This window comes from Pseudomonas sp. MDV22-iso1 (genome assembly GCF_058145095.1).
The window spans coordinates 337,016-361,472 of record NZ_JBYVMF010000002.1 but is presented as its reverse complement, the minus strand read 5'-3'; the positions used below and the strand labels follow the sequence as shown (position 1 = coordinate 361,472).

The following is a 24,457-nucleotide window of genomic DNA, read 5'->3' as shown; positions in this document are numbered from 1 at the left end:
TAAAAACGAATGAATGCTCTAGCCCGCCGCGCTGCAGGCCTGCTGCTCAGCACAGTTTGTCTGCCACTTTCAGCCTTGGCTGCCGACCCGCAACCCACCCACGAATTCACCCTTGATAACGGCCTGAAGGTCGTTGTGCGCGAAGACCATCGTGCCCCCGTCGTGGTTTCCCAGGTCTGGTACAAGGTCGGCTCCAGCTACGAGACCCCAGGCCAGACCGGTTTGTCCCACGCCTTGGAACACATGATGTTCAAGGGCAGCGAAAAAGTCGGCCCCGGCGAAGCGTCGCTGATCCTGCGCGACCTCGGTGCCGAAGAGAATGCCTTCACCAGCGACGACTTCACCGCGTACTACCAGGTACTGGCCCGTGACCGTCTGGGCGTGGCGTTTGAGCTCGAAGCCGACCGCATGGCCAGCCTGCGCCTGCCGGCTGACGAGTTCGCCCGCGAAATCGAGGTCATTAAAGAAGAACGCCGCCTGCGCACCGACGACAAGCCGATGTCCAAGGCGTACGAGCGCTTCAAGGCCATGGCCTATCCGGCCAGCGGTTACCACACGCCGACCATCGGCTGGATGGCTGACCTGGACCGCATGAAAGTCGAAGAACTGCGCCACTGGTATCAATCCTGGTACGTGCCGAACAATGCCACCCTTGTGGTGGTCGGCGACGTGACCCCGGACGAAGTGAAAACCCTGGCCCAGCGCTATTTCGGCCCGATCGCCAAGCGCGACGTGCCGCCCGCTAAAATCCCGCTTGAGTTGGCCGAGCCTGGCGAACGGCAGATCACCCTGCACGTGCAGACTCAATTGCCGAGCCTGATGCTGGGCTTCAACGTACCGAGCATCGCTACTGCTGAAGACAAACGCTCGGTAAACGCCTTGCGCCTGATTTCAGCCCTGCTCGATGGCGGCTACAGCGGACGCATCCCGACTCAGCTGGAACGCGGCGAAGAGCTTGTGTCCGGTGGCGCGTCGAGCTACGACGCCTATACCCGTGGCGACAGCCTGTTCACCCTGTCGGCAACGCCCAACACTCAGAAAAACAAAACCATCGCCCAAGCCGAAGCCGGCTTGTGGAAACTGCTCGAACAGTTGAAAACCACCGCGCCGACTGCCGAAGAACTGGAACGCGTGCGCGCTCAAGTTATCGCCGGCCTGGTCTACGAGCGCGACTCGATCACCAGCCAGGCCACTGCCATCGGTCAATTGGAGACCGTGGGCCTGTCCTGGAAGCTGATGGACACGGAACTCGCCGACCTGGAAAGCGTGACCCCGCAAGATATCCAGAACGCCGCCAAGTTGTACTTCACACGCGAACGTCTCAGCGTCGCCCATGTACTGCCATTGGAGACGACTCATGAGTGAGCGTAAAAAACCACGCGTAGCCCTGATCGGCTTGATCGTTGTCGCCCTGATCGGGTCCGCCGTCGCCTACCTGTTCCGGCCCGACGAGTCGACCGCCAGCGAAGCCCTCGACAAAGCCAAATCCAGCCAAAAGCTGCAATCGCTGGCCGAACTCGACGGCAAAGCCCCAAGTCATCGCACACTCAACGTGCAAACCTGGAACACGGCGGAAGGCGCCAAGGTGATGTTCGTCGAAGCCCGCGAGCTGCCGATGTTCGACATGCGTCTGATCTTCGCCGCCGGCAGCAGCCAGGACGGCAACGCACCGGGCCTGGCGTTGCTGACCAACGCGATGCTTAACGAAGGTGTTGCGGGCAAGGATGTCGGCGCCATCGCCCAGGGCTTCGAAGGCCTGGGTGCAGATTTTGGCAACGGCGCGTTCAAGGACATGGCGCTCCTTTCGCTACGCAGCCTTAGCGCGGCGGATAAACGAGAGCCTGCGCTGAAACTGTTCTCCGAAGTCGCGGGTCAACCGACCTTTCCGGCCGACTCCTTCGCGCGCATCAAGAACCAGATGCTCGCCGGCTTCGAATATCAGAAACAGAACCCCGGCAAACTGGCGAGCCTGGAGCTGATGAATCGCCTGTACGGCGATCACCCTTACGCGCACTCCAGCGACGGCACGGCGAAATCCATACCGGCTATCACGCTGGCGCAGCTCAAGGCGTTTCATGAGAAAGCCTATGCCGCCGGCAACGTCGTGATCGCATTGGTGGGGGACCTGTCCCGCGCGGAAGCCGAGGCCATTGCTTCGCAGGTTTCCAGCGCGCTGCCAAAAGGCCCGGCCCTGGCAAAAATCCCGCAACCAGCTGATCCGAAGGCCAGCGTTGGTCATATCGAATTCCCGTCCAAACAGACCAACCTGATGCTCGCGCAACTGGGCATCGACCGGGACGATCCGGACTATGCCGCACTGTCCATGGGCAACCAGATCCTCGGCGGCGGTGGCTTCGGCACCCGACTGATGAGCGAAGTGCGCGAGAAGCGCGGCCTGGCTTACGGTGTCTATTCGGGCTTCACCCCGATGCAGGCGCGCGGCCCGTTCATGATCAACCTGCAGACCCGCGCCGAGATGAGCGAAGGCACGCTGAAACTGGTACAGGACGTGCTCGCCGACTACCTTAAAACCGGTCCTACCGAAAAAGAACTCGACGACGCCAAGCGTGAACTGGCGGGCAGCTTCCCGCTGTCCACCGCCAGCAACGCCGATATCGTCGGGCAACTGGGTGCAATGGGCTTCTACAACCTGCCGTTGAACTACCTGGATGACTTCATGCGCGAGTCCCAGAGCCTGACGGTGGAACAGGTCAAAGCTGCACTGAACAAACACTTGAGCACGGACAAACTGGTCATCGTCAGCGCTGGCCCGACCGTGCCGCAAAAGCCGTTACCGGCCCCATCTGAAAAACCTGCCGAGCAACCGCTCGGGGTTCCGGAGCATTAATGGCCACTCGTGCTAAAAAACCCGTACACAACGTCCACAACGGTGTGAACCAACTTCGTATCATTGGCGGGGAATGGGGCAGCCGCAAGCTGAGCTTCCCCGATGCGCCGGGCTTGCGTCCGACGCCTGACCGGGTGCGTGAAACCCTGTTCAACTGGCTCGCGCCCTATGTCGCTGGCGCCAAAGTGTTTGATCCGTTCGCCGGCAGTGGCGCGCTGTTTCTCGAAGCGTTGTCCCGTGGCGCAGCGATGGGCCAGGCCCTGGACGCCAGCAACATCGCGGTAGCGAGCATCAAGGAACACCTGGGCACCCTGCGCTGCACCACTGGCCAGATCCAGACGGCCGATGCCTTACGCTATCTGGAAACCCAGACCGCGGTTGAATACGACCTGGTATTCCTGGATCCGCCGTTCAACCAGAATCTGCTGCCAACCGTCTGCACGCTGCTGGAAGAGCGCCAATGGCTGGCCAATGAAGCCTGGATCTACACCGAAAGCGAAAATGCGCCTTCTGCCCTGGGCCTGCCCGGTAACTGGCGCCTCCACCGGGAGCAAAAATCCGGGCGGGTGTACTACGCGTTGTGGCAACGTATGGCAGAGATCGCCGGTTAATCGACTGGCCTGAAAAAGGTGCGCACCTTGCTCAAGGCGCGCACCGCTGCATCGAGAACAATTGTGCCCCCTTCTTCAGAACGATTTTCCCCCGCCTTCGGCCTTGGCAACCCGCACCTGCAGACCTTGTGGGGACCGCTATGGCGCAAAACCACACACATCACTCGGGAGCGTGAGCGCCTGTGGCTCGAGGATGGTGACTTCCTCGACCTGGACTGGCACGGCCCGCACAGTGCCGATGCGCCGTTGGTATTGGTGCTGCACGGTCTGACCGGTTCATCGAACTCGCCGTACGTGGCCGGCGTGCAAAAAGCGCTGGCGGCCCAAGGGTGGGCGAGCGTGGCGCTGAACTGGCGAGGCTGCTCGGGCGAACCGAATCTGCTGCCGCGCAGCTATCACTCCGGGGCCAGCGAAGACCTGGCCGAAACCATCAAGCACCTGCGGGCCAAACGGCCGCTGGCACCCTTGTATGCGGTGGGTTACTCGTTGGGCGGTAATGTCCTGCTCAAGCATCTGGGTGAGACGGGCAGTGAAAGCGGGCTGCTCGGCGCGGTGGCTGTGTCCGTGCCTTTTCGTCTGGATCAGTGCGCCGACCGTATCGGCCAGGGATTCTCAAAGGTCTATCAGGCGCACTTCATGCGCGAGATGGTCGGCTACATCAAGAACAAGCAGCGCCAGTTTCAGCATGATGGCCGGGAGGATGGCATCGCAGCGTTAGCGGCCCTTGGTTCGCTGGAAAACATGCGCACCTTCTGGGATTTCGACGGTCGGGTGACCGCGCCACTACATGGTTTCGTTGATGCCGAGGATTACTATCGCCGTGCTTCAAGCCGATATTTCCTGAGCGAGATCCGCACACCGACGTTGATCATTCAGGCGGCCGACGACCCCTTTGTGTTCCCGCACAGCCTGCCGCAAGCGGACGAATTGTCCGCATGCACTGAATTCGAATTGCAGGCCAAAGGTGGGCATGTCGGCTTTGTGGATGGCACGTTCCGGCGGCCGGGTTACTACCTGGAAAGACGCATCCCGCAGTGGTTGGCCAACCATTAAAAGATCGCAGCCTCGTTCCACTCGACAGCTCCTACAGGTGGGCGCATAACCCTGTAGGAGCTGTCGAGTGGAACGAGGCTGCGATCTTTTGATCTGTCACTCGCCTTTCGCAATGCCCCGCGCAGGCTCGTTGATCCACTCGCTCCACGACCCTGCATACAACGCACCCAACGGATATCCCGCCAGGCTCAACGCAAACAGGTTATGGCAAGCCGTCACGCCAGAACCGCAATACGCCACCAATTCCGCCGGCGAGCGCTCACCGAGCTTCGCGGCGAATCGCTGCTTGAGCTGATCGGCCGGCAGGAAACGCCCGTCGCTGTCCAGGTTGTCGGTGAACGCCGCACATTGCGCGCCAGGAATATGCCCAGCGACCGGATCGATCGGTTCCACCTCACCTTTGAATCGTGGCAACGCGCGGGCATCGAGCAACGTCAGCGATGGCTGGCCGAGACGCTGTTGAAGCTCTTCGGCGGTCAGGGTCAACGAATCGTCCGGCGCTCCAGTGAAGGTACCGCGCTTGTTATTGCAGGCATCCAGGCTCAGTGGCAGACCCGCCGCGTGCCAGGCTTTTAGCCCGCCATCCAGAATGAACACACCGTCACGTTTGCCCAGCCAGGCCAGCAACCACCAGGCGCGTGCCGCAAAGGCGCCGGGGCCGTCGTCGTACAAAACCACGTCGCTGTCGGCATTGATGCCGAAGGATTGCAGCCGTTCGATCAGGTCTTCAGGCTTCGGCAACGGATGGCGCCCGGTCACGCCTTTGACCACCGTCCCACTCAAATCACGTTCCAGGTCGGCAAAACTCGACCCGGCAATATGCCCTTCGGCATAGCTACGCTGACCGTAATCGGGGTCTTCAAGGGCGAAACGGCAATCCAGGATCACCAGCCCCGGCTGCTCCTTTTTCAGGTCCAACGCTTGCGGGCTGATCAACTGCGCAATAGGCATAACAGGCTCCTGTGATTAAAGCGGTTCTGATTCCGGCTGCACTTCTTCCAGCGCCTGACCCAGCGGCACGTAAAACTCCTCATACAACGCGTTGACCGCGTCGCGCGCCTCATCCGTGACAAAACCGGCTTCAAGCACCAGCACCTGATACACGCCACGCTTGATGGCTTGCTCGCTCAAGTGATTGGAGTTTTCCCGCGTGGTGCACAGAAAACGCACCCACGACGTGAGGATGATCCAGGCATTCAGGGTCAGGGATTCGATCTGCACCTTGTCCATGCGCAGGATGCCGGCGTCGACGAAGGCGGCGTAGATGTGCGTGCCGTAAATCAGGCAGCGCTGGGAAAAGCGCCGATAACGGGCGGCCAGTTCCGGATCGCTGTCGAGCAAGTGCTCGAGGTCGCGGTGTAGAAACCGGTAGCGCCACATCGCCGCGAGCAGTTCCTTCAGATAGAAGCGCTTGTCCTCCACCGTCGAAGCACGGCCCTGGGGCGGGCGCAGGAAGCTGTCCACCAGGCTTTCATACTCGCTGAACAGCACGGCGATAATCGCCTGCTTGTTAGGGAAGTGGTAGTACAGGTTGCCCGGAGATATCTCCATGTGGGCGGCAATGTGATTGGTGCTGATGCTGCGTTCGCCTTGCTGATTGAACAGCTCCAGGCTGTTCTGCACGATGCGCTCGCTGGTTTTTATTCGAGGGGCCATGGCTTGAGCTTAAATTCAGAGTGCGATGAAGGGCATCTTACGACCTATCCACGATGGGATAAAACAAAGCTGCGCCAGGATGTCATTTGACTTTATAGAGCATAGACTCTAAAAAGTGTTTCAGTACAATAAAAATCCGGAGCTGGCCATGACCGCTGACATCGCTTACCTGCAAGACTTACAGCAGCCGCTGGATGAACTTCGAACCCTGTTCGACGCTCAGCGCGCCGCCTACGCAGCCAACCCGATGCCGCCGGCAGCCCAGCGCCAGCAATGGCTCAAAGCACTGCGGGACCTGTTGAGCGACGAACGCCAGGCACTGATCGACGCCATCAGCCAGGACTTCAGCCACCGCAGCGCCGATGAAACCCTGCTCGCCGAACTGATGCCAAGCCTGCATGGCATTCATTACGCCAGCCAGCACCTCAAAGGCTGGATGAAAGCCTCGCGGCGAAAAGTCGGGGTTGCCTTTCAGCCCGCATCGGCCAAAGTCGTTTATCAACCGCTGGGTGTGGTCGGTGTGATCGTGCCGTGGAACTACCCGCTGTATCTGGCTATCGGGCCGCTGGTGGGGGCGCTGTCGGCAGGCAATCGGGTGATGCTCAAGCTGAGCGAATCGACACCCGCCACCGGATTACTGCTCAAGGAACTGCTGGGCCGGATTTTTCCACAGGACCTGGTCGGCGTCGTCCTGGGCGAGGCTGACGTCGGCGTGGCGTTCTCCCGGCTACCTTTTGATCACCTGTTGTTCACCGGTTCCACCAGCATCGGCAAACATGTGATGCGTGCGGCGGCGGAAAACCTGACGCCCGTGACCCTGGAACTGGGCGGCAAATCCCCGGCTATCGTTTCCCACGACGTCCCGCTCAAGGACGCTGCGGAACGCATCGCTTTCGGCAAAACCCTCAATGCCGGACAAACCTGCGTGGCCCCGGACTACGTATTGGTACCGGAAGCGCGCGTCGGAGCGTTCGTCGAAGCTTATCGTCAGGCAGTGCGTGGGTTCTATCCGACACTGACCGACAACCCGGACTACACCGCGATTATCAATGACCGACAGCTGGCCAGGCTCAACGGCTACATCAGCGATGCCACCAGCAAGGGTGCGCTGCTGATTCCGTTGTTCGACCAGGGTCAGGCGCGCCGCATGAGTCATAGCTTGCTGCTTAACGTCAGCGACGACATGACCGTGATGCAGGACGAGATCTTCGGTCCGTTGCTGCCGGTTGTGCCTTACACCGACCTTGATGAAGCCTTTGCCTACATCAACCAGCGCCCGCGCCCACTGGCGCTGTACTACTTCGGCTACAACAAGCGCGAACAGAATCGCGTGCTCCACGAAACCCATTCCGGCGGTGTCTGCTTGAACGACACGTTGCTGCATGTCGCCCAGGACGATATGCCGTTCGGCGGGATTGGCGCTTCCGGGATGGGGCATTACCACGGCCATGAGGGTTTCCTGACCTTCAGCAAAGCCAAGGGCGTGCTGATCAAACAGCGCTTCAACGCGGCGAAGCTGATTTATCCGCCGTACGGAAAAGCCATTCAGAAACTGATCCAGAAGTTGTTTATTCGCTAACGATCATCACCGCCGGGTAATAAAAACAATGAGCCCCAGCCTTTCCGATACACCCGCCCTGTCACGACGCGGGCTGCTTAAATTCAGCCTGGGCGCCAGCGCCTTTCTGGCTACGGCTGGATTGGGCGCGAGCCTCAGCGGCTGCTCCTCAAGCACCCCCGCCAGCGGTTTCGTCATATTGCGTCGCGGTGACCTGCTGTTTTTACGGGCGCTGATCCCGGTGATGCTCGACGGCGCGGTGACCGCCGAACACATGCCGGCCGCCGTCGATAGCACCCTCAAGACCTTGGATAACGGCCTGAATCACCTGTCGCCGGAAATGCTCAAGTTGACTCAGCAGCTGTTCGATGTACTCGGAATGTCGGTCACTCGCGGACCGCTGACCGGGATCTGGGGAAGTTGGGAAAACGCCAGCGCAGATGACATTCGGCAGTTTCTCCATCGCTGGGAAAACAGTTCTTTAAGCCTGTTGCGCATGGGGCACAGCTCGCTGCTGCAATTGGTGATGATGGCCTGGTACAGCCGGCGGGAATCCTGGGCGCATTGTGGGTATCCGGGGCCGCCTGCCGTTTGAAACCGTGGCGCCCCCATCGTCGGAATGCCGCCACACCACCGAACTTAAAATAATAACGAGAACCTGAACATGCCCGTACCCGATCCGTTCCGTGAAGGCCTGGCCCGCGGCTGGAAAACCTACAATGGCGCGCAACTGACCCAGGACCTGCCCCTCGAAGCCGACGTGGCGATCATCGGCAGCGGCGCGGGCGGCGGCACCACCGCAGAAATCCTCAGCGCTGCAGGCTACAAGGTATTGCTCATCGAAGAAGGCCCGCTCAAGACCAGCAGCGACTTCAAAATGCTCGAAGACCAGGCCTACACCAGCCTTTATCAGGAAGGTATCGGTCGCATGAGCAAGGACGGCGCCATCACCATCCTTCAGGGCCGCGCAGTCGGTGGCACCACGCTGATCAACTGGACATCGAGTTTCCGCACCCCTGCCCCGACGCTCGACCACTGGGCCAAGGAACACGACGTCAAAGGCCATAGCCCGGCCGAGATGGCGCCGTGGTTTGAAAAAATGGAGCAGCGCCTGGGGGTTGCCCCGTGGATGGTGCCACCCAACGCCAACAATGACGTGATACGCAAAGGCTGCGAAAAACTCGGCTACGCCTGGCATGTGATCCCGCGGAATGTGCGTGGCTGCTGGAGCCTCGGTTACTGCGGCATGGGCTGCCCCACCAATGCCAAACAATCGATGCTGGTGACGACCATTCCCGCGACCCTCGAAAAAGGTGGGGAACTGCTGTATCTCGCCCGCGCAGAGAAACTGTCGATCAAGGATGGCAAAGTCACCGGCCTCACGTGCGTCGCGATGGATGATCGTTGCGTCGCGCCAACCGGCAAAACCATCACGGTCAAGGCCCGGCATTACGTGTTGGCCGGCGGCGGAATCAACAGCCCCGCCCTACTGCTGCGCTCAGACGCACCCGATCCCCACAAGCGTTTGGGCAAACGCACCTTCCTGCATCTGGTCAACATGTCCGCCGGGGTGTTTGACGAGGTGATCAACCCGTTCTACGGCGCGCCGCAGTCAATTTACTCCGACCATTTCCAGTGGCCGGACGGCGCCACCGGCAAGATGTCCTACAAACTCGAAGTACCGCCATTGCACCCGGCGCTGGCCGCCACCCTGCTCGGTGGCTTGGGCAAGGAAAGCGCGCAACACATGGAAAACCTGCCGCACACCCACGCCATGCTCGCACTGCTGCGCGATGGCTTTCACCCGGACAGCCCCGGGGGCAGCGTCGAACTGCGCGGTGACGACACGCCGGTGCTCGACTACCAGGTTTCAGCCTATGCCTGGGACGGGTTACGCCGGGCATTCCATAGCATGGCCGAGATCCAGTTTGCCGGTGGCGCCAAGGCCGTCATGCCCATGCACGCCGACGCTCGCTACGTGAAAACCCTGGCCGAAGCGCGCACGCTGATCGACAGCTTGAGCCTTGAGCTGTATCGCACGCGATTGGGCAGCGCCCATGTGATGGGCGGTTGCGCCATGGGCGAAGACCCGAAAAACGCCGTGACCGACAGCCTGGGTCGTCATCACCAGATCAGCAATCTGTCGATCCATGACGGTTCGCTATTCCCCACCAGCATTGGCGCAAACCCGCAGTTATCGGTCTACGGGTTGACGGCGCAATTGGCGACTTCATTGGCGGATCGTTTAAAAAACCCATGAAAACGAGGAATATTCCCATCGTCTATAGTGCTTTCTTACCGAACAGGCGACTTGGCCGACCGGGAATGCTGCGATACCATCCGACTCCCCAACGGACTCCCGCCAGGACGACGCGATGAACCGAGTGTTGTACCCAGGTACCTTCGACCCTATTACCAAGGGCCATGGCGATCTGGTCGAACGCGCCTCGCGCCTGTTCGATCACGTGATCATTGCCGTCGCTGCCAGCCCGAAGAAAAACCCGTTGTTTCCCCTGGAACAACGTGTGGAGCTGGCCCGCGAGGTCACCAAACATCTGCCGAACGTTGAAGTTGTCGGCTTTTCGACGCTCTTGGCGCATTTTGCCAAAGAGAAGAACGCCAACGTCTTCCTGCGTGGTTTGCGCGCGGTGTCGGACTTCGAATACGAGTTCCAGCTGGCCAACATGAACCGCCAACTGGCTCCGGATGTGGAAAGTCTTTTCCTTACACCGTCCGAGCGTTATTCGTTTATTTCCTCGACGCTGGTCCGTGAAATCGCAGCGCTCGGTGGCGACATCACCAAGTTTGTGCACCCCGCTGTCGCGGATGCCCTGACCGAACGCTTCAAGAAGTAACGACCGCTCAAGCGGCGCCCGCGTGCACTACGGGCGCCAATGCGGCACAATTGCGCGCATTGGTTTATAGCGCCCGGGCTGTCCGCCCTGGCTGGAGTTAGCATGTCCCTGATCATCACCGACGATTGCATCAACTGCGACGTCTGCGAACCCGAGTGCCCGAACGCCGCCATTTCCCAAGGCGAAGAGATCTATGTGATCGATCCGAACCTGTGCACGCAGTGCGTCGGCCATTACGACGAACCTCAATGCCAGCAAGTCTGCCCGGTGGATTGCATTCCACTGGATGAGGCGCATCCGGAGACTGAAGAACAGTTGATGGAGAAGTATCGGGTAATTACCGGTAAGGCCTGAACATTACGGCGTCTGTCCTGACGCCACCGCGAGCAGGCTCGCTCCCACAGGGGTCTCGCGGACGACGCAGATCAAGTGTAGGAGTGAGCCTGCTCGCGATGGGGCCATCAGGTACACCGCTGAGGTAACTGAAGTCACTCCCGCTGCTCGAACCCCTCCCCGATACACCCCAGACACCGCACAAACGCCGCCTTCGCCGGATCAACCACCAGCGCCTGCCCCGCATCGCCAATCCCGCCACCCAGCGCGGTGAACGGCAACGACAGCACAAACGCTCCTGCACCGATGACCGTCGCCACAACCAGCAAAGGCCGGGCGATCAGCAAGTCACCGATCATGGCGTAAGCCGGGGGGTTCTGGATGGTGTAACGGGGATCACCGCTGCCGCTACTGTCCGCCAGCACCGGCGCGGCGATGCTCAGCAGTAAAACGACGGCAAGGGTTCGAAACGAATTCATGGCACGGTCCTTCGGCTAGGCAGTGAGAACTGTGACTATAGACCGTTGACGTTTTCAGGTCTGGCAGCGTGGGCAAAAGACGCTGGCGCGCTGACCCAGCTTCACGTCCCGCAGCCCGGTCCCGCAGACTTTGCAGTGCTCGCCCGCTCGGCCGTAGACGAACAGTTCTTGCTGAAAATAGCCGGGCTGACCGTCACCGCCGATGAAGTCCCGCAACGTCGTGCCGCCACGTTCGATGGCATGGATGAGGATGCGCTTGATCTCGATCGCGAGTTTCAAATAGCGCGCCCGGGAAATGCTCTTGGCCTCGCGCCGCGGGTCGATACCGGCAGCGAACAGTGCCTCGGTCGCGTAGATATTGCCCACGCCCACCACCACCGCGTTATCCATGATGAACGGTTTCACGGCCATCGAACGCCCGCGGGACTGCTGAAACAAACGCTCGCCGTCGAAAAAGTCAGTCAACGGCTCCGGCCCCAGGCGAATCAGCAGTTCGTGATTGAGCGGATCAAGACTCCAGAGCATTGCACCAAAGCGCCGTGGATCGGTGTAACGCAGCGCCAGACCGGACTCCAGCTCGATGTCCACATGCTCATGCTTGGCCGCCGGCGAACCGGCTTCCACCAGGCGCAGATTCCCGGACATGCCCAAATGGCTGATCAAGGTGCCGACTTCGGCATTGATCAGCAGGTATTTGGCACGGCGCTCCACCAGCACGATGCGCTGGCCGGACAGCCGAACATCCAGGTCTTCGGGAATCGGCCAACGCAGCCGGCGATCACGCACAATGACCCGACTGACACGCTGTCCTTCCAGGTGCGGGGCAATCCCGCGGCGGGTGGTTTCGACTTCCGGCAGTTCAGGCATGGCGCTCTCGAATCAGGCTCTGGATCAGAGGAGGTTCAATACTCAGCGGTGATTGCCGAGGTCGCGAATCGTTTGTTTGAGGGTTTCGAAGTCGTAGTCCGAGAGGCCGACATAATCGAGCACCAGATGGCTGATGCTGTTCCACTCATGGTCAATCTTTTGATTGCCCAGCACTCGGTAGGACGCGCAAATATGCTCGGCCATTTTCAGAATCGCCAACAGATTTTTCAGCTGGCTGTTGCGTGAGGACTCGTCACTGAAAATCGCCAGGGCGTTGTGGTGGTTGGCGATGGCGTGGCTGACGTGTTCCGGCAAACGCCAGGATTTGGCCGTGTAGTAACCGACAACTGCATGGTTGGTATTGAACAGGCTGTTCTCGGTGTCCACTACTCGGCATTCCGGGCTGGCATTGGCGTAGGCCTTTTCCAGAACGCTCATGTAGTCAGGGAAGCGCTGAAGCATCAGCGGCACGCCACAATCGTGGAACAAACCCAGCGCATAGGCCTCGTCACCGGCCTGGCCACCGATGCGTTTGGCGAGGGTCAGACAGGTCATCGCCACGTCCTGAGCGGTATCCCAGAAACGGTTCAACGTCACGATGGTGTCATCGTTCATCTCGCCCTTGATCGACATGGCGTTGATCAGGTTGATGACGGACCGGCTGCCCAGCAGGTTCACTGCGCGCTGGATCGAGGCGATCTTGTTGGAAAGACCGTAATAAGGCGAGTTGACGATTTTCAACAGGGAACCGGAGAGGCCGGGATCCTGGGAGATCAGCTTGGCGATCACCTCCAGGTCCGGGTCCGGCATGTACTGCTCCATCTGCAAATCCACCATGATCTGCGGCTGGGCCGGCACGCTGATGCCTTGCAGGGTCTGTTGAATTTGTTCGGTGGTCAGCTCTTGGGACATAAGTACACGCTCTTGGACAGGCGGCGATTCTAACCTTTATGAAGTTGGATCCGACACACCAGCCGGCACATCGGAGGAACTTTCATTCAGGCGCAGGCTTCGGACTGAGTAATGCCCTCGGGCATCCACTTACTCACGTCAGGAGCTGTATTCATGTCCAATTCCCTGAATGGCAAACGTGTCGCAATTCTGGTGACCGATGGTTTTGAGCAGGTCGAGCTCACCGGGCCGAAGAAGGCTTTGGAAGAGGCCGGGGCTCAGGTCGATATCCTGTCGGCCGAGGAAGGCCAGGTCAAAGGCTGGAATCACGACAAACCCGCGGACGATTTCAAGGTTGACGGTACCTTCAAGGCCACCAGCATCGATCAGTACGACGCCGTCGTTCTGCCGGGCGGCGTACAGAACTCCGACACCATCCGTATCGACCAGGACGCCCAACACCTGGTCAAGACCGGTACATCCGCCGGCAAGCCCATTGCGGTGATCTGTCATGGCGGCTGGTTGCTGATATCGGCCGGATTGGTCAACGGCAAGACCATGACCAGCTACAAGACGCTCAAGGATGATCTGGTGAACGCCGGCGCGAACTGGGTGGACAAGGAGGTGGTCAAGGACGGCAATCTCATCAGCAGCCGTCAGCCGGATGATATTCCGGCGTTTAATCGGGAGTTGATCAGTGCGTTGTCTGCCTGACACTTACCCATGTGGTGAGCGGATTTATCGGAATGCCGCACCACCCCGTTCGGCAGCGAAGCGGCCCCAAAATGTTTGCGACTGCTTCGCAGCCGAACGGGGTGGTGTGGCATTCCGATAAATCCCCTCGCCACAGGTCTATCCGTGGAACAGAGGCGCTGTACAACACGCTATACTCCCGCTCTTTTTTCCGGAGCGACGTCATGTCCCTGCCTAGCCTGCGCCTCAAAGCCAACGCCGACCGTCGCCTGCGAAACGGCCACCTGTGGGTCTACAGCAACGAAATCGACGTGGCCGCCACCCCGTTGCACGGCTTCAAGGCCGGCGATCAGGCGATCCTCGAAGCCGCCGGCGGCAAGCCGTTGGGCATCGTTGCCATGAGCCCGAACAACCTGATCTGCGCCCGTCTGCTGTCGCGCGACATCAAGTTGCCGCTGGACAAATCGCTGCTGGTGCACCGCCTGAACGTTGCCCTGTCCCTGCGTGATCGCCTGTTCGACAAGCCGTTCTATCGCCTGGTGTACGGCGATTCCGACCTGCTGCCGGGCCTGGTGGTCGACCGTTTCGGCGACATCCTGGTCGTCCAGATCGCCTCGGCGACCATGGAAGCTCATAAAGAAGACGTGATCGCAGCATTGACCCAAGTGCTCAAGCCAAGCGGCATCCTGTTCAAGAACGACTCCGCTGCACGCGATGCCGAAGGCCTCAACCGCTACGTCGAAACCGTTTTCGGCCTGGTGCCGGAGTGGGTTGCTCTGGAAGAGAACGGCGTGAAATTCGAAGCGCCGGTCATTCAGGGCCAGAAAACCGGCTGGTTCTATGACCACCGCATGAACCGCGCTCGCCTGGCGCCGTACGCCAAAGGCAAACGCGTACTCGACCTGTACAGCTACATCGGCGGCTGGGGCGTACAAGCTGCCGCGTTCGGCGCCAGCGAAGTGTTCTGCGTCGACGCTTCGGCCTTCGCCCTTGACGGTGTCGAGCGTAACGCCGCCCTGAACGGTTTCGCCGAAAAAATGACCTGCATCGAAGGCGACGTTTTCGAAGCCCTGAAAGAACTGAAAGCCAGCGAAGAACGCTTCGATGTGATCGTGGCCGATCCGCCGGCGTTCATCAAACGCAAGAAAGACATGAAAAACGGCGAAGGCGCCTACCGTCGCCTGAACGAGCAAGCCATGCGCCTGCTCAGCAAGGACGGCATCCTGGTCAGCGCTTCGTGCTCGATGCACCTGCCGGAAGACGATCTGCAGAACATCCTGCTGACCAGCGCCCGCCACCTGGACCGCAATATCCAGATGCTGGAACGTGGCGGCCAGGGCCCGGATCATCCGGTTCACCCGGCGATTGCTGAAACGCGCTACATCAAGAGCATCACCTGCCGGTTGTTGCCGAATAGCTAACAACACAAACCACTGTAGGAGCGAGCTTGCTCGCGAAGAACAAACAGACACCGCGAAAAACCAGAAACACCCGCGTTATCGTTGACGTTTTTCGCGAGCAAGCTCGCTCCTACAGTTGCTTTACGACACAATAAGAATCCCTGTCACCACAAATTCTCTCTCCGTTACGGCTATCGTTTTCTCTTCCAATCACAGAAGAGGACAACGGAATGTCCAGCGCCCAAAACGCCCATCGTTTACGTACCGGCCGCTACTCAGAATCTGGTCGCATCTATCTACTGACAGCCGTAACCCATGAACGACAACCGATCTTCAAGGATTGGCGCTCGGGCCGCCTGGTCGTGCGTGAACTCAGAAGAGCTCATGAAACCGGCGACGCAACGGCTTTAGCTTGGGTGATCATGCCTGATCATATTCACTGGCTGGTTGAACTCCATAACGGAGATTTGCCAAGGCTCATGCAAGTAATCAAATCCCGCAGTGCCCGACTCATCAATCAAGCTCGAGGCCGGTCAGAACCCGTATGGCAAAAGGGTTACTTCGACCGCGCCCTGCGTCGTGACGAAGACTTGAAGATCATGGCTCGATACATCATCGCCAATCCGTTGCGCGCGGGGCTGGTCGACCACATCGGCGATTACCCGCTATGGGATGCCATCTGGATCTGACCGCCCCCGTTGTAGGAGCGAGCTTGCTCGCGAAGAACAAAAATGCAACGCGAGTAACCAGGAACACCGCGGTATTGTTGACGTTTTTCGCGAGCAAGCTCGCTCCTACCCGTGCGTCTGCAAATGCGTGGAGGCATTCCCTCCCGCTGCCAGCCGTGTAGAATCGCCACATTCATCGCCAGTCATCCCCCGGCGGGTTTATGAGCTCAAGCTGAAGCGCGCGGCGATCCCGCAAAGTTATCGGCAACTTCCGGACACACGGCCATTTCTGAGTGTTCCAGACGTCAATAGAAGCTCACTTCCCTTTTGATACCTGATTAGCCGCCCGGAGTGCTTCATGCCTGATTATCGCTCGAAAACATCCACCCACGGCCGCAACATGGCCGGCGCCCGCGCACTGTGGCGCGCCACGGGGATGAAAGATGACGACTTCAAAAAGCCGATCATCGCCATTGCCAACTCCTTCACCCAGTTCGTACCGGGCCACGTTCACCTCAAGGACCTGGGCCAACTGGTCGCCCGCGAGATCGAACGCGCTGGCGGTGTGGCAAAAGAATTCAACACCATCGCCGTGGATGACGGCATCGCCATGGGCCACGACGGCATGCTGTATTCGCTGCCGAGCCGCGAGATCATCGCCGACTCCGTCGAGTACATGGTCAACGCCCACTGCGCCGACGCCATCGTCTGCATCTCCAACTGCGACAAGATCACCCCTGGCATGCTGATGGCGTCCCTGCGCCTGAACATCCCGGTGATTTTCGTTTCCGGCGGCCCGATGGAAGCCGGCAAGACCAAACTCGCTTCTCACGGCCTCGACCTCGTCGACGCCATGGTGATCGCCGCCGACTCCAGCGCTTCTGACGAGAAAGTCGCTGAGTACGAGCGCAGCGCCTGCCCGACCTGCGGTTCGTGCTCCGGCATGTTCACCGCCAACTCGATGAACTGCCTGGTTGAAGCCCTGGGCCTGGCATTGCCGGGCAACGGTTCGACTCTTGCTACCCACAGCGACCGCGAACAGCTGTTCCTGCAGGCCGGCCGCACCATCGTCGAGCTGTGCAAGCGCTACTACACCGAGAACGATGAGTCGGTGTTGCCGCGCAACATCGCCAATTTCAAGGCGTTCGAAAACGCCATGACCCTGGACATCGCCATGGGCGGTTCCACCAACACCATCCTGCACTTGCTGGCTGCAGCCCAGGAAGCCGAGATCGATTTCGACCTGCGCGATATCGACCGTCTCTCCCGCCACGTGCCGCAACTGTGCAAAGTCGCGCCGAACATCCAGAAGTACCACATGGAAGACGTGCACCGTGCCGGCGGGATCTTCAGCATCCTCGGCTCGCTGGCCCGTGGCGGTCTGCTGCACACCGACCTGCCGACCGTGCACAGCAAGACCCTGGCCGAAGGCATTGCCAAGTGGGACATCACCCAGACCGACGACGAAGCCGTGCACCACTTCTTCAAGGCCGGTCCGGCGGGCATCCCGACGCAAACCGCGTTCAGCCAGTCGACCCGTTGGGAAACCCTGGATGACGACCGTGAAAACGGCTGCATCCGTAGCGTCGAGCATGCTTACTCGAAAGAAGGTGGCCTGGCCGTTCTCTACGGCAACATTGCGCTGGACGGTTGTGTCGTGAAAACCGCCGGCGTCGACGAGTCGATCCACGTGTTCGAAGGCAACGCGAAGATCTTCGAAAGCCAGGACAGCGCGGTACGCGGCATCCTCGCAGATGAAGTGAAGGCCGGCGACATCGTGATCATCCGTTACGAAGGCCCGAAAGGCGGCCCGGGCATGCAGGAAATGCTGTACCCGACGTCCTACCTGAAATCCAAAGGCCTGGGCAAAGCCTGTGCCCTGCTCACCGACGGTCGCTTCTCTGGCGGCACCTCGGGCCTGTCCATCGGCCACGCTTCGCCGGAAGCCGCTGCTGGCGGCGCGATTGGTCTGGTGCAGGATGGCGACAAGGTGCTGATCGACATTCCGAACCGTTCGATCAACCTGATGATCAGCGACGAAGAAATGGCCGGCCGCCGTGCCGAACAGGACCAGAAAGGCTGGAAACCGGTCGAGAAGCGTCCACGTAAAGTGACCACCGCTCTCAAGGCCTACGCCCTGCTGGCGACCAGTGCCGACAAGGGCGCTGTGCGTAACAAGGCGATGCTTGACGGGCTGTAAGGCTTAACCGTCGAACAAAAAATGCCCCGCCAAGTGCGGGGTATTTTTTTGCTTGCGCTCCCCCCAAATGCTGGAGATCTACTGTAGGAGTGAGCCTGCTCGCGATAGCGGAGTGTCAGGCAACATAAATGTGAATGACACACTGCTATCGCGAGCAGGCTCACTCCTACACTGGTTTTGTCGGTGCTTACTGGATTTCTTCAGGCTTCACGATCACCCAGTTCTTGTCCGCCGTCACCGGCAATCCTTCCTTGGCCTGCGCCGCTGCGTGCTTGGCCATCATGCCGTTAATCTGGGTCATGTATTTGTCTTTGCGGTTGATCCACAAGTGGATGCCGCCCTTGGCCACGTCGACGCTGTGGAACAGCATGTAACCGTCGCTGGTCGGGGTATCGCCGCCAACGAGCACCGGTTTTTTCCATTCATCGATGTAGGTCAGGATCGCCGCCTGCTTGCCGGCCATCCAGGTCGCCGGGGTCCACAGGTACGGGGTCAGCTCAAGGCCCAGGTTGGCCTTCTCGTCATACTTGCCTGCCGTGATCTGCTTGCGCGCCGTGGTCAATTCGCCGGTCTTGGTGTCCTTGAGCAGCAAGCTCACGCCGATCACGTTCTGCGGTTTGACGTTGTAACCGTACTGCGGGTCGGAAGCGACCATGCGCACCAGTTCTTCGGAGGCGGCGGTCATGACGTAGACCTCGATACCGTTCTCCATCAGCTTGTTGTAGAGCTCTTGCTGACCGGTGAAGATTTTCGGCGGGTTGACGTCCATTTTCTTGACGACATCGCCTTCGAAGTAAGTCGCCGGCACCGGTTTGCCGGACGCCATCAATTCATCGACATAGCCTTTGAGCTCTTTGAGCGTGAAACCCGAGAACACTTGCGCGACCCATGGGTAGCACACCATGTCGTCGAGTTCGCAGAGGCGGTAGTAGTAACTGAACAGGCTTTCCTTGTGGTCAGCCGTGTCTTTGAACGGGATCAGTTTCAGGGAAGGATCAAGCTTTTCACGGGTGATCAGGCCCTTGTTTTCCATGTACGGCAGCAACGATTCTTCGAGGTCGTAGCGGTAACTGGTGTTGTCCATGTCGAACACCGCGTAATTACCTTTGTTGGCGTTGGCGGCAATCATGGCGTCCAGCGCCTTGGCCTGATCGGCGGGCCAATGCTTCAAATCCGTGGCGAATGCCTGGCCGGCGAGGCCAAGGCAGAGTGCGGCGAGTAGAAATTTCGGTGCGAGCTTCATCGGCATGCATTCCTTATCAAAAGACCCTGAGTAAAAGAAACCGACGCTAACAAATAAATATGACGGTCCTCGTCTGTCAGCGACCGTTACCGCACCCATTGCGCCAGATGCATCCCTGAGAGCGACGCGCGCTTATTCCAAAAACGACAGTTGCCATACGTTTTTGGTATTAAATCATTAGTTTTCAAGCTGTTAGGCTTGCCGGTTCGCAGCTGCCCCGGAAGGCTGCTGGCACAAGTCTTTATCGGAGTCTCAATGAATCTGCCGCTGATCCTCAATCTGCTGGTGTTCCTCGCCCTGCTCTTTGGCCTGGCACAAACCCGCCACACTACATGGAGCCTGGCCAAAAAAGTCCTGCTCGCGCTGGTACTGGGCGTGGCGTTTGGTGTGGCTTTGCACAGCATTTACGGTGCCGGCAACCCGGTGCTGAAAGCCTCGATCGGCTGGTTCGATCTGGTGGGCAACGGATACGTACAGCTGCTGCAAATGATCGTCATCCCGCTGGTGTTCGCCTCGATCCTCAGTGCTGTGGCCCGTCTGCACAACGCGTCGTCGCTGGGCAAGATCAGCTTCCTGACCATCGGCACGCTGCTGTTCACCACCGCCATCGCAGCGTTGATCGGTATCGGCCTGACCAACCTGTTCGGCCTGACCGCAGAAGGTCTGGTGGCTGGCACGCAGGAAATCGCCCGTCTGCAAACCATTCAGACCGACTACGCGGGCAAGGTCGCGGACCTGAATGTGCCGCAGTTGCTGCTGTCGTTCATCCCGCAGAACCCGTTCGCCGACCTGGCGCGCGCCAAGCCGACATCGATCATCAGCGTGGTGATTTTCGCCGCATTCCTTGGCGTCGCTGCGCTGCAGTTGCTGAAGGATGACGTCGAAAAAGGTCAGAAAGTGATCAACGCCATCGACACCCTGCAAGCCTGGGTGATGCGTCTGGTGCGTCTGGTGATGAAGCTGACGCCGTATGGCGTGTTGGCGCTGATGACCAAAGTGGTCGCCGGTTCGAACCTGCAAGACATCATCAAGCTCGGCAGTTTCGTGGTGGTGTCCTACATCGGCCTGGGCCTGATGTTTGTGGTGCATGGCCTGCTGGTTTCGGTAGCCGGGATCAACCCGCTGCGCTTCTTCCGCAAGATCTGGCCGGTGCTGACGTTTGCCTTCACCAGCCGTTCCAGCGCCGCGACCATTCCCCTGAGCATCGAAGCGCAGACCAGCCGCCTGGGCATTCCACACGCCATCGCCAGTTTCGCCGCTTCGTTCGGCGCGACCATCGGCCAGAACGGTTGTGCCGGTCTGTACCCGGCGATGTTGGCGGTGATGGTTGCACCGACCGTGGGCATTAACCCGCTGGATCCGCTGTGGATCGCGACGCTGGTGGCGATTGTGACGCTGAGCTCGGCCGGTGTGGCGGGTGTCGGAGGTGGCGCAACGTTCGCCGCGCTGATCGTGCTGCCGGCGATGGGCTTGCCAGTGTCACTGGTGGCGTTGCTGATTTCGGTTGAGCCACTGATCGACATGGGTCGTACGGCATTGAACGTCAGCGGGTCGATTGCGGCCGGTGCGATCACCAGCCAGGTGATGCAGCAGACGGACAAAGCACTGCTGGATGCGGATGAGCATTCGGAGTTGGTGCAGGCTTAAACACAACTTTGTGGCGAGGGGATTCATCCCCGTTGGGTTGCGCAGCAGCCCCAAAATAATGGGGTCGCTGCGCAACCCAACGGGGCGGTGCGACGTTTCGCTAAATCCCCTCGCCACAGATCAGGCTTTTTCCCAGACTTCGAAGTTGTACGCCGGCTTATCGTCCACCGCCGGATTTTCGATATTGGACACCAGTTTCCACTGCTCCAAATCGAATTCCGGAAACCACGCATCCCCTTCCGGGCTCAGCGCCACTCGCGTCAGATACAACCGATCAGCCTGCGCCAATCCCTGTGCATACAACTGCGCCCCGCCAATCAGCATCACCTCATCGACGCCCTGCTCTCTGGCCCATTCTTCTGCGCGTACGACGGCCGCCTCAAGCGACGGATATACCTCCGCGCCCTCCAGCTGCAGATCAGTCTGACGGCTGACCACGATGTTCAATCGTCCCGGCAGTGGACGACCCAGGGAATCCCAGGTCTTGCGACCCATGATGATCGGCTTGCCCAGGGTGGTGGCCTTGAAGTATTTGAAGTCCCCCGGCAAGTGCCAGGGCATGCTGTTGTCGACGCCGATCACGCGGTTTTCACCGAGGGCTGCGATCAGGCTGAGGGGGAGTGATTTAGTCATGCCGGCGAGGATACCAGAGCGTCCCATACCCCGATAAGCGCCACAGCGGTTATGCTCACCGTTCAATGAAGCGACGGGATGCCGCGTGACTGAACTGAATAACCTCTGGCTGACGGAAACCATTCGTCTGCGCGAAGAACACGCTGGTCCTCTGGATGATCTGGAAGCCAATCGACTGGCCCGCAGTGCTGGCGGCGACTTGCCGGCACGGATTCAACGCCGGGCCCTGTGGCTGGCTGAACGCGATGGACTGGCCAACGCCCTCAAGCATTGGCTGCAAGGCGCACGATTGGCGCTGATTGTTCTCGCCGTACTGGCCGTGATCAGCGGCGCCGGGCTGGCGTTTGCAGCACTGGGCGACGGGCAAACCCCGGTCAATGTGTTCTGGGCCCTGGGCAGCCTGCTCGGGCTGAATCTGATTTTGTTGCTGAGCTGGGCGCTGGGCCTGGTGTTTGCCGGTGAACACGGTGCCAGCCTCGGGCGCTTGTGGTTATGGCTCAGTGAAAAACTTGCCCGCGACGCTAAAGCCGCACAACTTGCACCTGCCCTGCTGCTGTTACTGCAACGGCAGAAACTCAATCGCTGGGCGATCGGCGTGCTGGTCAACGGCTTGTGGTCACTGGCGATGCTCAGTGCGCTGGTGATGTTGCTGACATTGATGGCGACCCGGCGTTACGGCTTCGTCTGGGAAACCACCCTGCTCAGCGCCGACACTTTTGTCGCCATGACCCGCACCCTTGGCGCCCTGCCTGCCTTGTTCGGCTTCACTATTCCAACAGTGGACATGATTCGCGCCAGCGGCGATGCGGCACTGAACATCGAAAGCGCGCGCCAGGCCTGGGCCACATGGCTGGTCGGTGTGCTGGTGGTTTATGGCGTGTTGCCGCGCCTGTTACTGGCGTTGTTCTGCCTGTGGCGCTGGAAAACCGGTCAGGCAAAATTACGCCTCGATCTGAACCTCCCCGGTTGCGCTCAACTGCGCGAAAGGTTGATGCCCACCAGCGAGCGTTTGGGCATCAGCGATGCCGCGCCCGAGCATTTGCATCGTGTGGAAAGCGGCGTCAGCGACCTGCAAAGCGACGGTGCGCTGTTGGTCGCCATTGAGCTGGATGATCAGCGCCCGTGGCCGCCACCACTGCCGAAGAATGTCAGCGACGCGGGCGTCCTCGACAGTCGTGAATCGCGCCACAAACTTCTTGAACAACTGAGCCGTTTTCCACCCGCGCGCCTGGGCATTGCGTGCGACCCTCGGCGCTCGCCGGATCGTGGCAGCCTGGCGCTGATCGCCGAACTCGCGCGCAATGCCAGCGAGACACGCGTCTGGTTGTTGCAAGCGCCGCCCGGTGAAGCACTGGATGCCGAGCGCCTGGGCGACTGGCACACCGCGCTGCATCAGCTGGAGCTGCCGTACGCCGACAGCGCGCCGATGAACTGGTTGGAGAACGGTCGTGACTAAACCTTTGAAATTGGCAGTCGTGGGCCACACCAACGTCGGTAAAACCTCGTTACTGCGCACCCTGACCCGCGATGTCGGATTCGGTGAAGTCTCCCATCGACCAAGCACGACACGACACGTCGAAGGCGCACGCCTGTCAGTGGATGGCGAGCCGCTGCTCGACCTTTTCGATACCCCCGGGCTGGAAGACGCCATCGCCCTGCTCGATTTTCTGGAGCGCATTGAACGCCCCGGCGAACGCCTCGACGGCCCCGCGCGACTGGCCCGTTTCCTGGAAGGCAGCGAAGCCCGGCAGCGTTTCGAACAGGAAGCCAAAGTATTGCGCCAACTGCTCACCTGCGACGCTGGCCTCTACGTGATCGACGCCCGCGAGCCGGTGCTGTCCAAGTACCGCGACGAACTGGAAGTACTGGCCAGCTGCGGCAAACCGTTGCTGCCAGTGCTGAACTTTGTCAGCAGCGCCAACCATCGCGAACCGGACTGGCGTGAAGCGTTGGCGCGCCTTGGATTGCACGCCCTGGTGCGCTTCGACAGTGTCGCGCCGCCGGAAGATGGCGAACGTCGGCTGTATGAAAGTCTCGCGCTACTGCTTGAAAATGCTCGCCCCCAGCTCGAGCGATTGATCGCCGATCAGCAGGCTCAGCGCCTGGCCCGTCAGCAAAGTGCAGCGCGGTTGATTGCCGAATTGTTGATCGATTGCGCCGCCTGCCGACGCAGTGTGGTCAGTGAGCCCGAGCAGGAACAACAGGCGATCAGCGAACTGCGCAAAGCAGTACGCCAACGTGAGCAACGTTGCGTCGAGGCGCTCCTCAAGCTCTACGCCTTTCGCCCACAGGACGCGGCGGCCAGTGATTTGCCGCTGCTCGATGGCCGTTGGGGCGATGACTTGTTCAACCCCGAAACCCTCAAGCAGTTGGGTGTGCGCGTGGGCGGCGGCATCGCAGCCGGCGCGGCAGCAGGGGCTGGCGTAGACCTGCTGGTCGGCGGCCTGACCCTCGGCGCAGCCGCGCTGGCCGGGGCCATTGCCGGCGGCGCCCTGCAAACCGCCCGCAGTTATGGCAGTCGGTTAATGGGCAAAATCAAAGGACAGCGCGAACTGACCGTCGACGACAGCGTGCTGCGATTGCTGGCGTTGCGTCAGCGTCAGCTGGTGCTCGCCTTGAACCAGCGCGGACACGCGGCGATGGACAGCATCCAGGTCGCTACGCCCCAGGACAAAACCTGGCGCGAAGGCAAACTGCCCGAAGCCCTGACCAAGGCTCGGGCGCATCCGCAGTGGTCGTCGTTGAATCCGCAGGCGAAGCTGAATCAGGCGGACAGGCAGGAGCAGATTGAGGTGCTGGCGGGACAGTTGTAGAAGCTCAAG

Annotated in this window: 23 protein-coding genes; 16 read left to right on the top strand and 7 right to left on the bottom strand. The window is 60.1% G+C overall.

Features of this window, described 5'->3' with window-relative positions; all coding sequences use genetic code 11:
- Positions 1 to 9 precede the first annotated feature (9 nt).
- The 4 genes from AC3ZVB_RS04005 (at position 10) to AC3ZVB_RS03990 (ending at position 4,512) form a co-directional block, all read left to right on the top strand.
- Positions 10 to 1,365 (top strand): M16 family metallopeptidase, encoded by a 1,356-nt coding sequence (locus AC3ZVB_RS04005; protein WP_162439369.1) that lies wholly within the window; start codon positions 10 to 12, stop codon positions 1,363 to 1,365.
- Positions 1,358 to 2,848: a M16 family metallopeptidase gene (locus tag AC3ZVB_RS04000; RefSeq protein ID WP_490145820.1), complete on the top strand. Its 1,491-nt coding sequence runs from the start codon at positions 1,358 to 1,360 to the stop codon at positions 2,846 to 2,848. The genes AC3ZVB_RS04005 and AC3ZVB_RS04000 overlap by 8 nt, the downstream gene beginning before the upstream one ends.
- On the top strand, positions 2,848 to 3,459 hold the full coding sequence (gene rsmD / locus AC3ZVB_RS03995) for a 16S rRNA (guanine(966)-N(2))-methyltransferase RsmD (RefSeq protein ID WP_162439371.1): 612 nt from the start codon (positions 2,848 to 2,850) through the stop codon (positions 3,457 to 3,459). Before AC3ZVB_RS04000 ends, rsmD begins: the two co-directional genes overlap by 1 nt.
- A gap of 63 nt (positions 3,460 to 3,522) precedes the next feature.
- Positions 3,523 to 4,512 (top strand): hydrolase, encoded by a 990-nt coding sequence (locus AC3ZVB_RS03990; protein WP_490145819.1) that lies wholly within the window; start codon positions 3,523 to 3,525, stop codon positions 4,510 to 4,512.
- A gap of 96 nt (positions 4,513 to 4,608) precedes the next feature.
- Here the strand turns inward: AC3ZVB_RS03990 and AC3ZVB_RS03985 are convergent, their stop codons facing one another.
- Complete coding sequence (locus AC3ZVB_RS03985; RefSeq protein ID WP_490145818.1) at positions 4,609 to 5,463, bottom strand: sulfurtransferase; 855 nt, start codon at positions 5,461 to 5,463, stop codon at positions 4,609 to 4,611.
- 15 nt (positions 5,464 to 5,478) lie between these two features.
- Positions 5,479 to 6,168, bottom strand: a complete 690-nt coding sequence (locus tag AC3ZVB_RS03980) for a TetR/AcrR family transcriptional regulator (RefSeq protein ID WP_162439374.1) — start codon at positions 6,166 to 6,168, stop codon at positions 5,479 to 5,481.
- 148 nt (positions 6,169 to 6,316) lie between these two features.
- Here AC3ZVB_RS03980 and AC3ZVB_RS03975 point away from each other — a divergent pair, with 148 nt between their 5' ends.
- The 5 genes from AC3ZVB_RS03975 to AC3ZVB_RS03955 all read left to right on the top strand — a co-directional run bounded on the left by AC3ZVB_RS03975 (position 6,317) and on the right by AC3ZVB_RS03955 (position 10,935).
- Positions 6,317 to 7,747, top strand: a complete 1,431-nt coding sequence (locus AC3ZVB_RS03975; protein ID WP_490145817.1) for a coniferyl aldehyde dehydrogenase — start codon at positions 6,317 to 6,319, stop codon at positions 7,745 to 7,747.
- 28 nt (positions 7,748 to 7,775) lie between these two features.
- On the top strand, positions 7,776 to 8,321 hold the full coding sequence (locus tag AC3ZVB_RS03970) for a twin-arginine translocation pathway signal protein (protein ID WP_490145816.1): 546 nt from the start codon (positions 7,776 to 7,778) through the stop codon (positions 8,319 to 8,321).
- A gap of 69 nt (positions 8,322 to 8,390) precedes the next feature.
- The gene (locus AC3ZVB_RS03965; RefSeq protein ID WP_490145815.1) at positions 8,391 to 9,986 is read left to right on the top strand and encodes a GMC family oxidoreductase; all 1,596 of its coding nucleotides are present in this window, start codon (positions 8,391 to 8,393) and stop codon (positions 9,984 to 9,986) included.
- 115 nt (positions 9,987 to 10,101) lie between these two features.
- Positions 10,102 to 10,581, top strand: coding sequence for a pantetheine-phosphate adenylyltransferase (coaD, locus tag AC3ZVB_RS03960; RefSeq protein ID WP_045059801.1), 480 nt, complete (start codon positions 10,102 to 10,104; stop codon positions 10,579 to 10,581).
- Positions 10,582 to 10,683: 102 nt separating this feature from the next.
- Positions 10,684 to 10,935, top strand: coding sequence for a YfhL family 4Fe-4S dicluster ferredoxin (locus AC3ZVB_RS03955; RefSeq protein WP_162439378.1), 252 nt, complete (start codon positions 10,684 to 10,686; stop codon positions 10,933 to 10,935).
- Between the two features lie 134 nt (positions 10,936 to 11,069).
- Here the strand turns inward: AC3ZVB_RS03955 and AC3ZVB_RS03950 are convergent, their stop codons facing one another.
- The 3 genes from AC3ZVB_RS03950 to AC3ZVB_RS03940 are packed head-to-tail and all read right to left on the bottom strand — an operon-like array spanning position 11,070 to position 13,118.
- Positions 11,070 to 11,393 (bottom strand): multidrug transporter, encoded by a 324-nt coding sequence (locus AC3ZVB_RS03950; RefSeq protein WP_162439379.1) that lies wholly within the window; start codon positions 11,391 to 11,393, stop codon positions 11,070 to 11,072.
- 54 nt (positions 11,394 to 11,447) lie between these two features.
- The gene (gene mutM / locus AC3ZVB_RS03945) at positions 11,448 to 12,260 is read right to left on the bottom strand and encodes a bifunctional DNA-formamidopyrimidine glycosylase/DNA-(apurinic or apyrimidinic site) lyase (RefSeq protein WP_162439380.1); all 813 of its coding nucleotides are present in this window, start codon (positions 12,258 to 12,260) and stop codon (positions 11,448 to 11,450) included.
- A 42-nt stretch (positions 12,261 to 12,302) separates the two neighbouring features.
- Positions 12,303 to 13,118: an HDOD domain-containing protein gene (locus tag AC3ZVB_RS03940; protein ID WP_194691118.1), complete on the bottom strand. Its 816-nt coding sequence runs from the start codon at positions 13,116 to 13,118 to the stop codon at positions 12,303 to 12,305.
- Positions 13,119 to 13,325: 207 nt separating this feature from the next.
- On the opposite strand from AC3ZVB_RS03940, the gene AC3ZVB_RS03935 reads away from it, so the two are divergent.
- The 4 genes from AC3ZVB_RS03935 (at position 13,326) to ilvD (ending at position 18,112) form a co-directional block, all read left to right on the top strand.
- Positions 13,326 to 13,865, top strand: coding sequence for a type 1 glutamine amidotransferase domain-containing protein (locus AC3ZVB_RS03935; protein WP_490145814.1), 540 nt, complete (start codon positions 13,326 to 13,328; stop codon positions 13,863 to 13,865).
- A 203-nt stretch (positions 13,866 to 14,068) separates the two neighbouring features.
- Positions 14,069 to 15,265, top strand: a complete 1,197-nt coding sequence (locus AC3ZVB_RS03930; RefSeq protein WP_157712544.1) for a class I SAM-dependent rRNA methyltransferase — start codon at positions 14,069 to 14,071, stop codon at positions 15,263 to 15,265.
- A 209-nt stretch (positions 15,266 to 15,474) separates the two neighbouring features.
- Positions 15,475 to 15,933, top strand: a complete 459-nt coding sequence (locus tag AC3ZVB_RS03925) for an REP-associated tyrosine transposase (RefSeq protein WP_490145813.1) — start codon at positions 15,475 to 15,477, stop codon at positions 15,931 to 15,933.
- A gap of 337 nt (positions 15,934 to 16,270) precedes the next feature.
- Positions 16,271 to 18,112: a dihydroxy-acid dehydratase gene (gene ilvD, locus AC3ZVB_RS03920; RefSeq protein ID WP_162439384.1), complete on the top strand. Its 1,842-nt coding sequence runs from the start codon at positions 16,271 to 16,273 to the stop codon at positions 18,110 to 18,112.
- Positions 18,113 to 18,299: 187 nt separating this feature from the next.
- Here ilvD and AC3ZVB_RS03915 read toward each other — a convergent pair whose 3' ends face one another.
- Entirely contained in the window at positions 18,300 to 19,355 is a 1,056-nt protein-coding gene (locus AC3ZVB_RS03915; RefSeq protein ID WP_490145812.1) for an HAD family hydrolase, read from the bottom strand.
- A 255-nt stretch (positions 19,356 to 19,610) separates the two neighbouring features.
- On the opposite strand from AC3ZVB_RS03915, the gene AC3ZVB_RS03910 reads away from it, so the two are divergent.
- A complete protein-coding gene (locus AC3ZVB_RS03910; protein WP_490145811.1) occupies positions 19,611 to 21,002 on the top strand; it encodes an L-cystine transporter in 1,392 nt (463 codons plus the stop codon).
- A 120-nt stretch (positions 21,003 to 21,122) separates the two neighbouring features.
- On the opposite strand, the gene AC3ZVB_RS03905 is transcribed toward AC3ZVB_RS03910, so the two are convergent.
- Positions 21,123 to 21,635, bottom strand: a complete 513-nt coding sequence (locus AC3ZVB_RS03905) for a dihydrofolate reductase (protein ID WP_194691014.1) — start codon at positions 21,633 to 21,635, stop codon at positions 21,123 to 21,125.
- 85 nt (positions 21,636 to 21,720) lie between these two features.
- On the opposite strand from AC3ZVB_RS03905, the gene AC3ZVB_RS03900 reads away from it, so the two are divergent.
- Complete coding sequence (locus AC3ZVB_RS03900; protein ID WP_490145810.1) at positions 21,721 to 23,091, top strand: DUF2868 domain-containing protein; 1,371 nt, start codon at positions 21,721 to 21,723, stop codon at positions 23,089 to 23,091.
- Positions 23,084 to 24,448 (top strand): GTPase/DUF3482 domain-containing protein, encoded by a 1,365-nt coding sequence (locus AC3ZVB_RS03895; RefSeq protein WP_194691012.1) that lies wholly within the window; start codon positions 23,084 to 23,086, stop codon positions 24,446 to 24,448. The genes AC3ZVB_RS03900 and AC3ZVB_RS03895 overlap by 8 nt, the downstream gene beginning before the upstream one ends.
- The last annotated feature ends 9 nt before the right edge of the window (positions 24,449 to 24,457 follow it).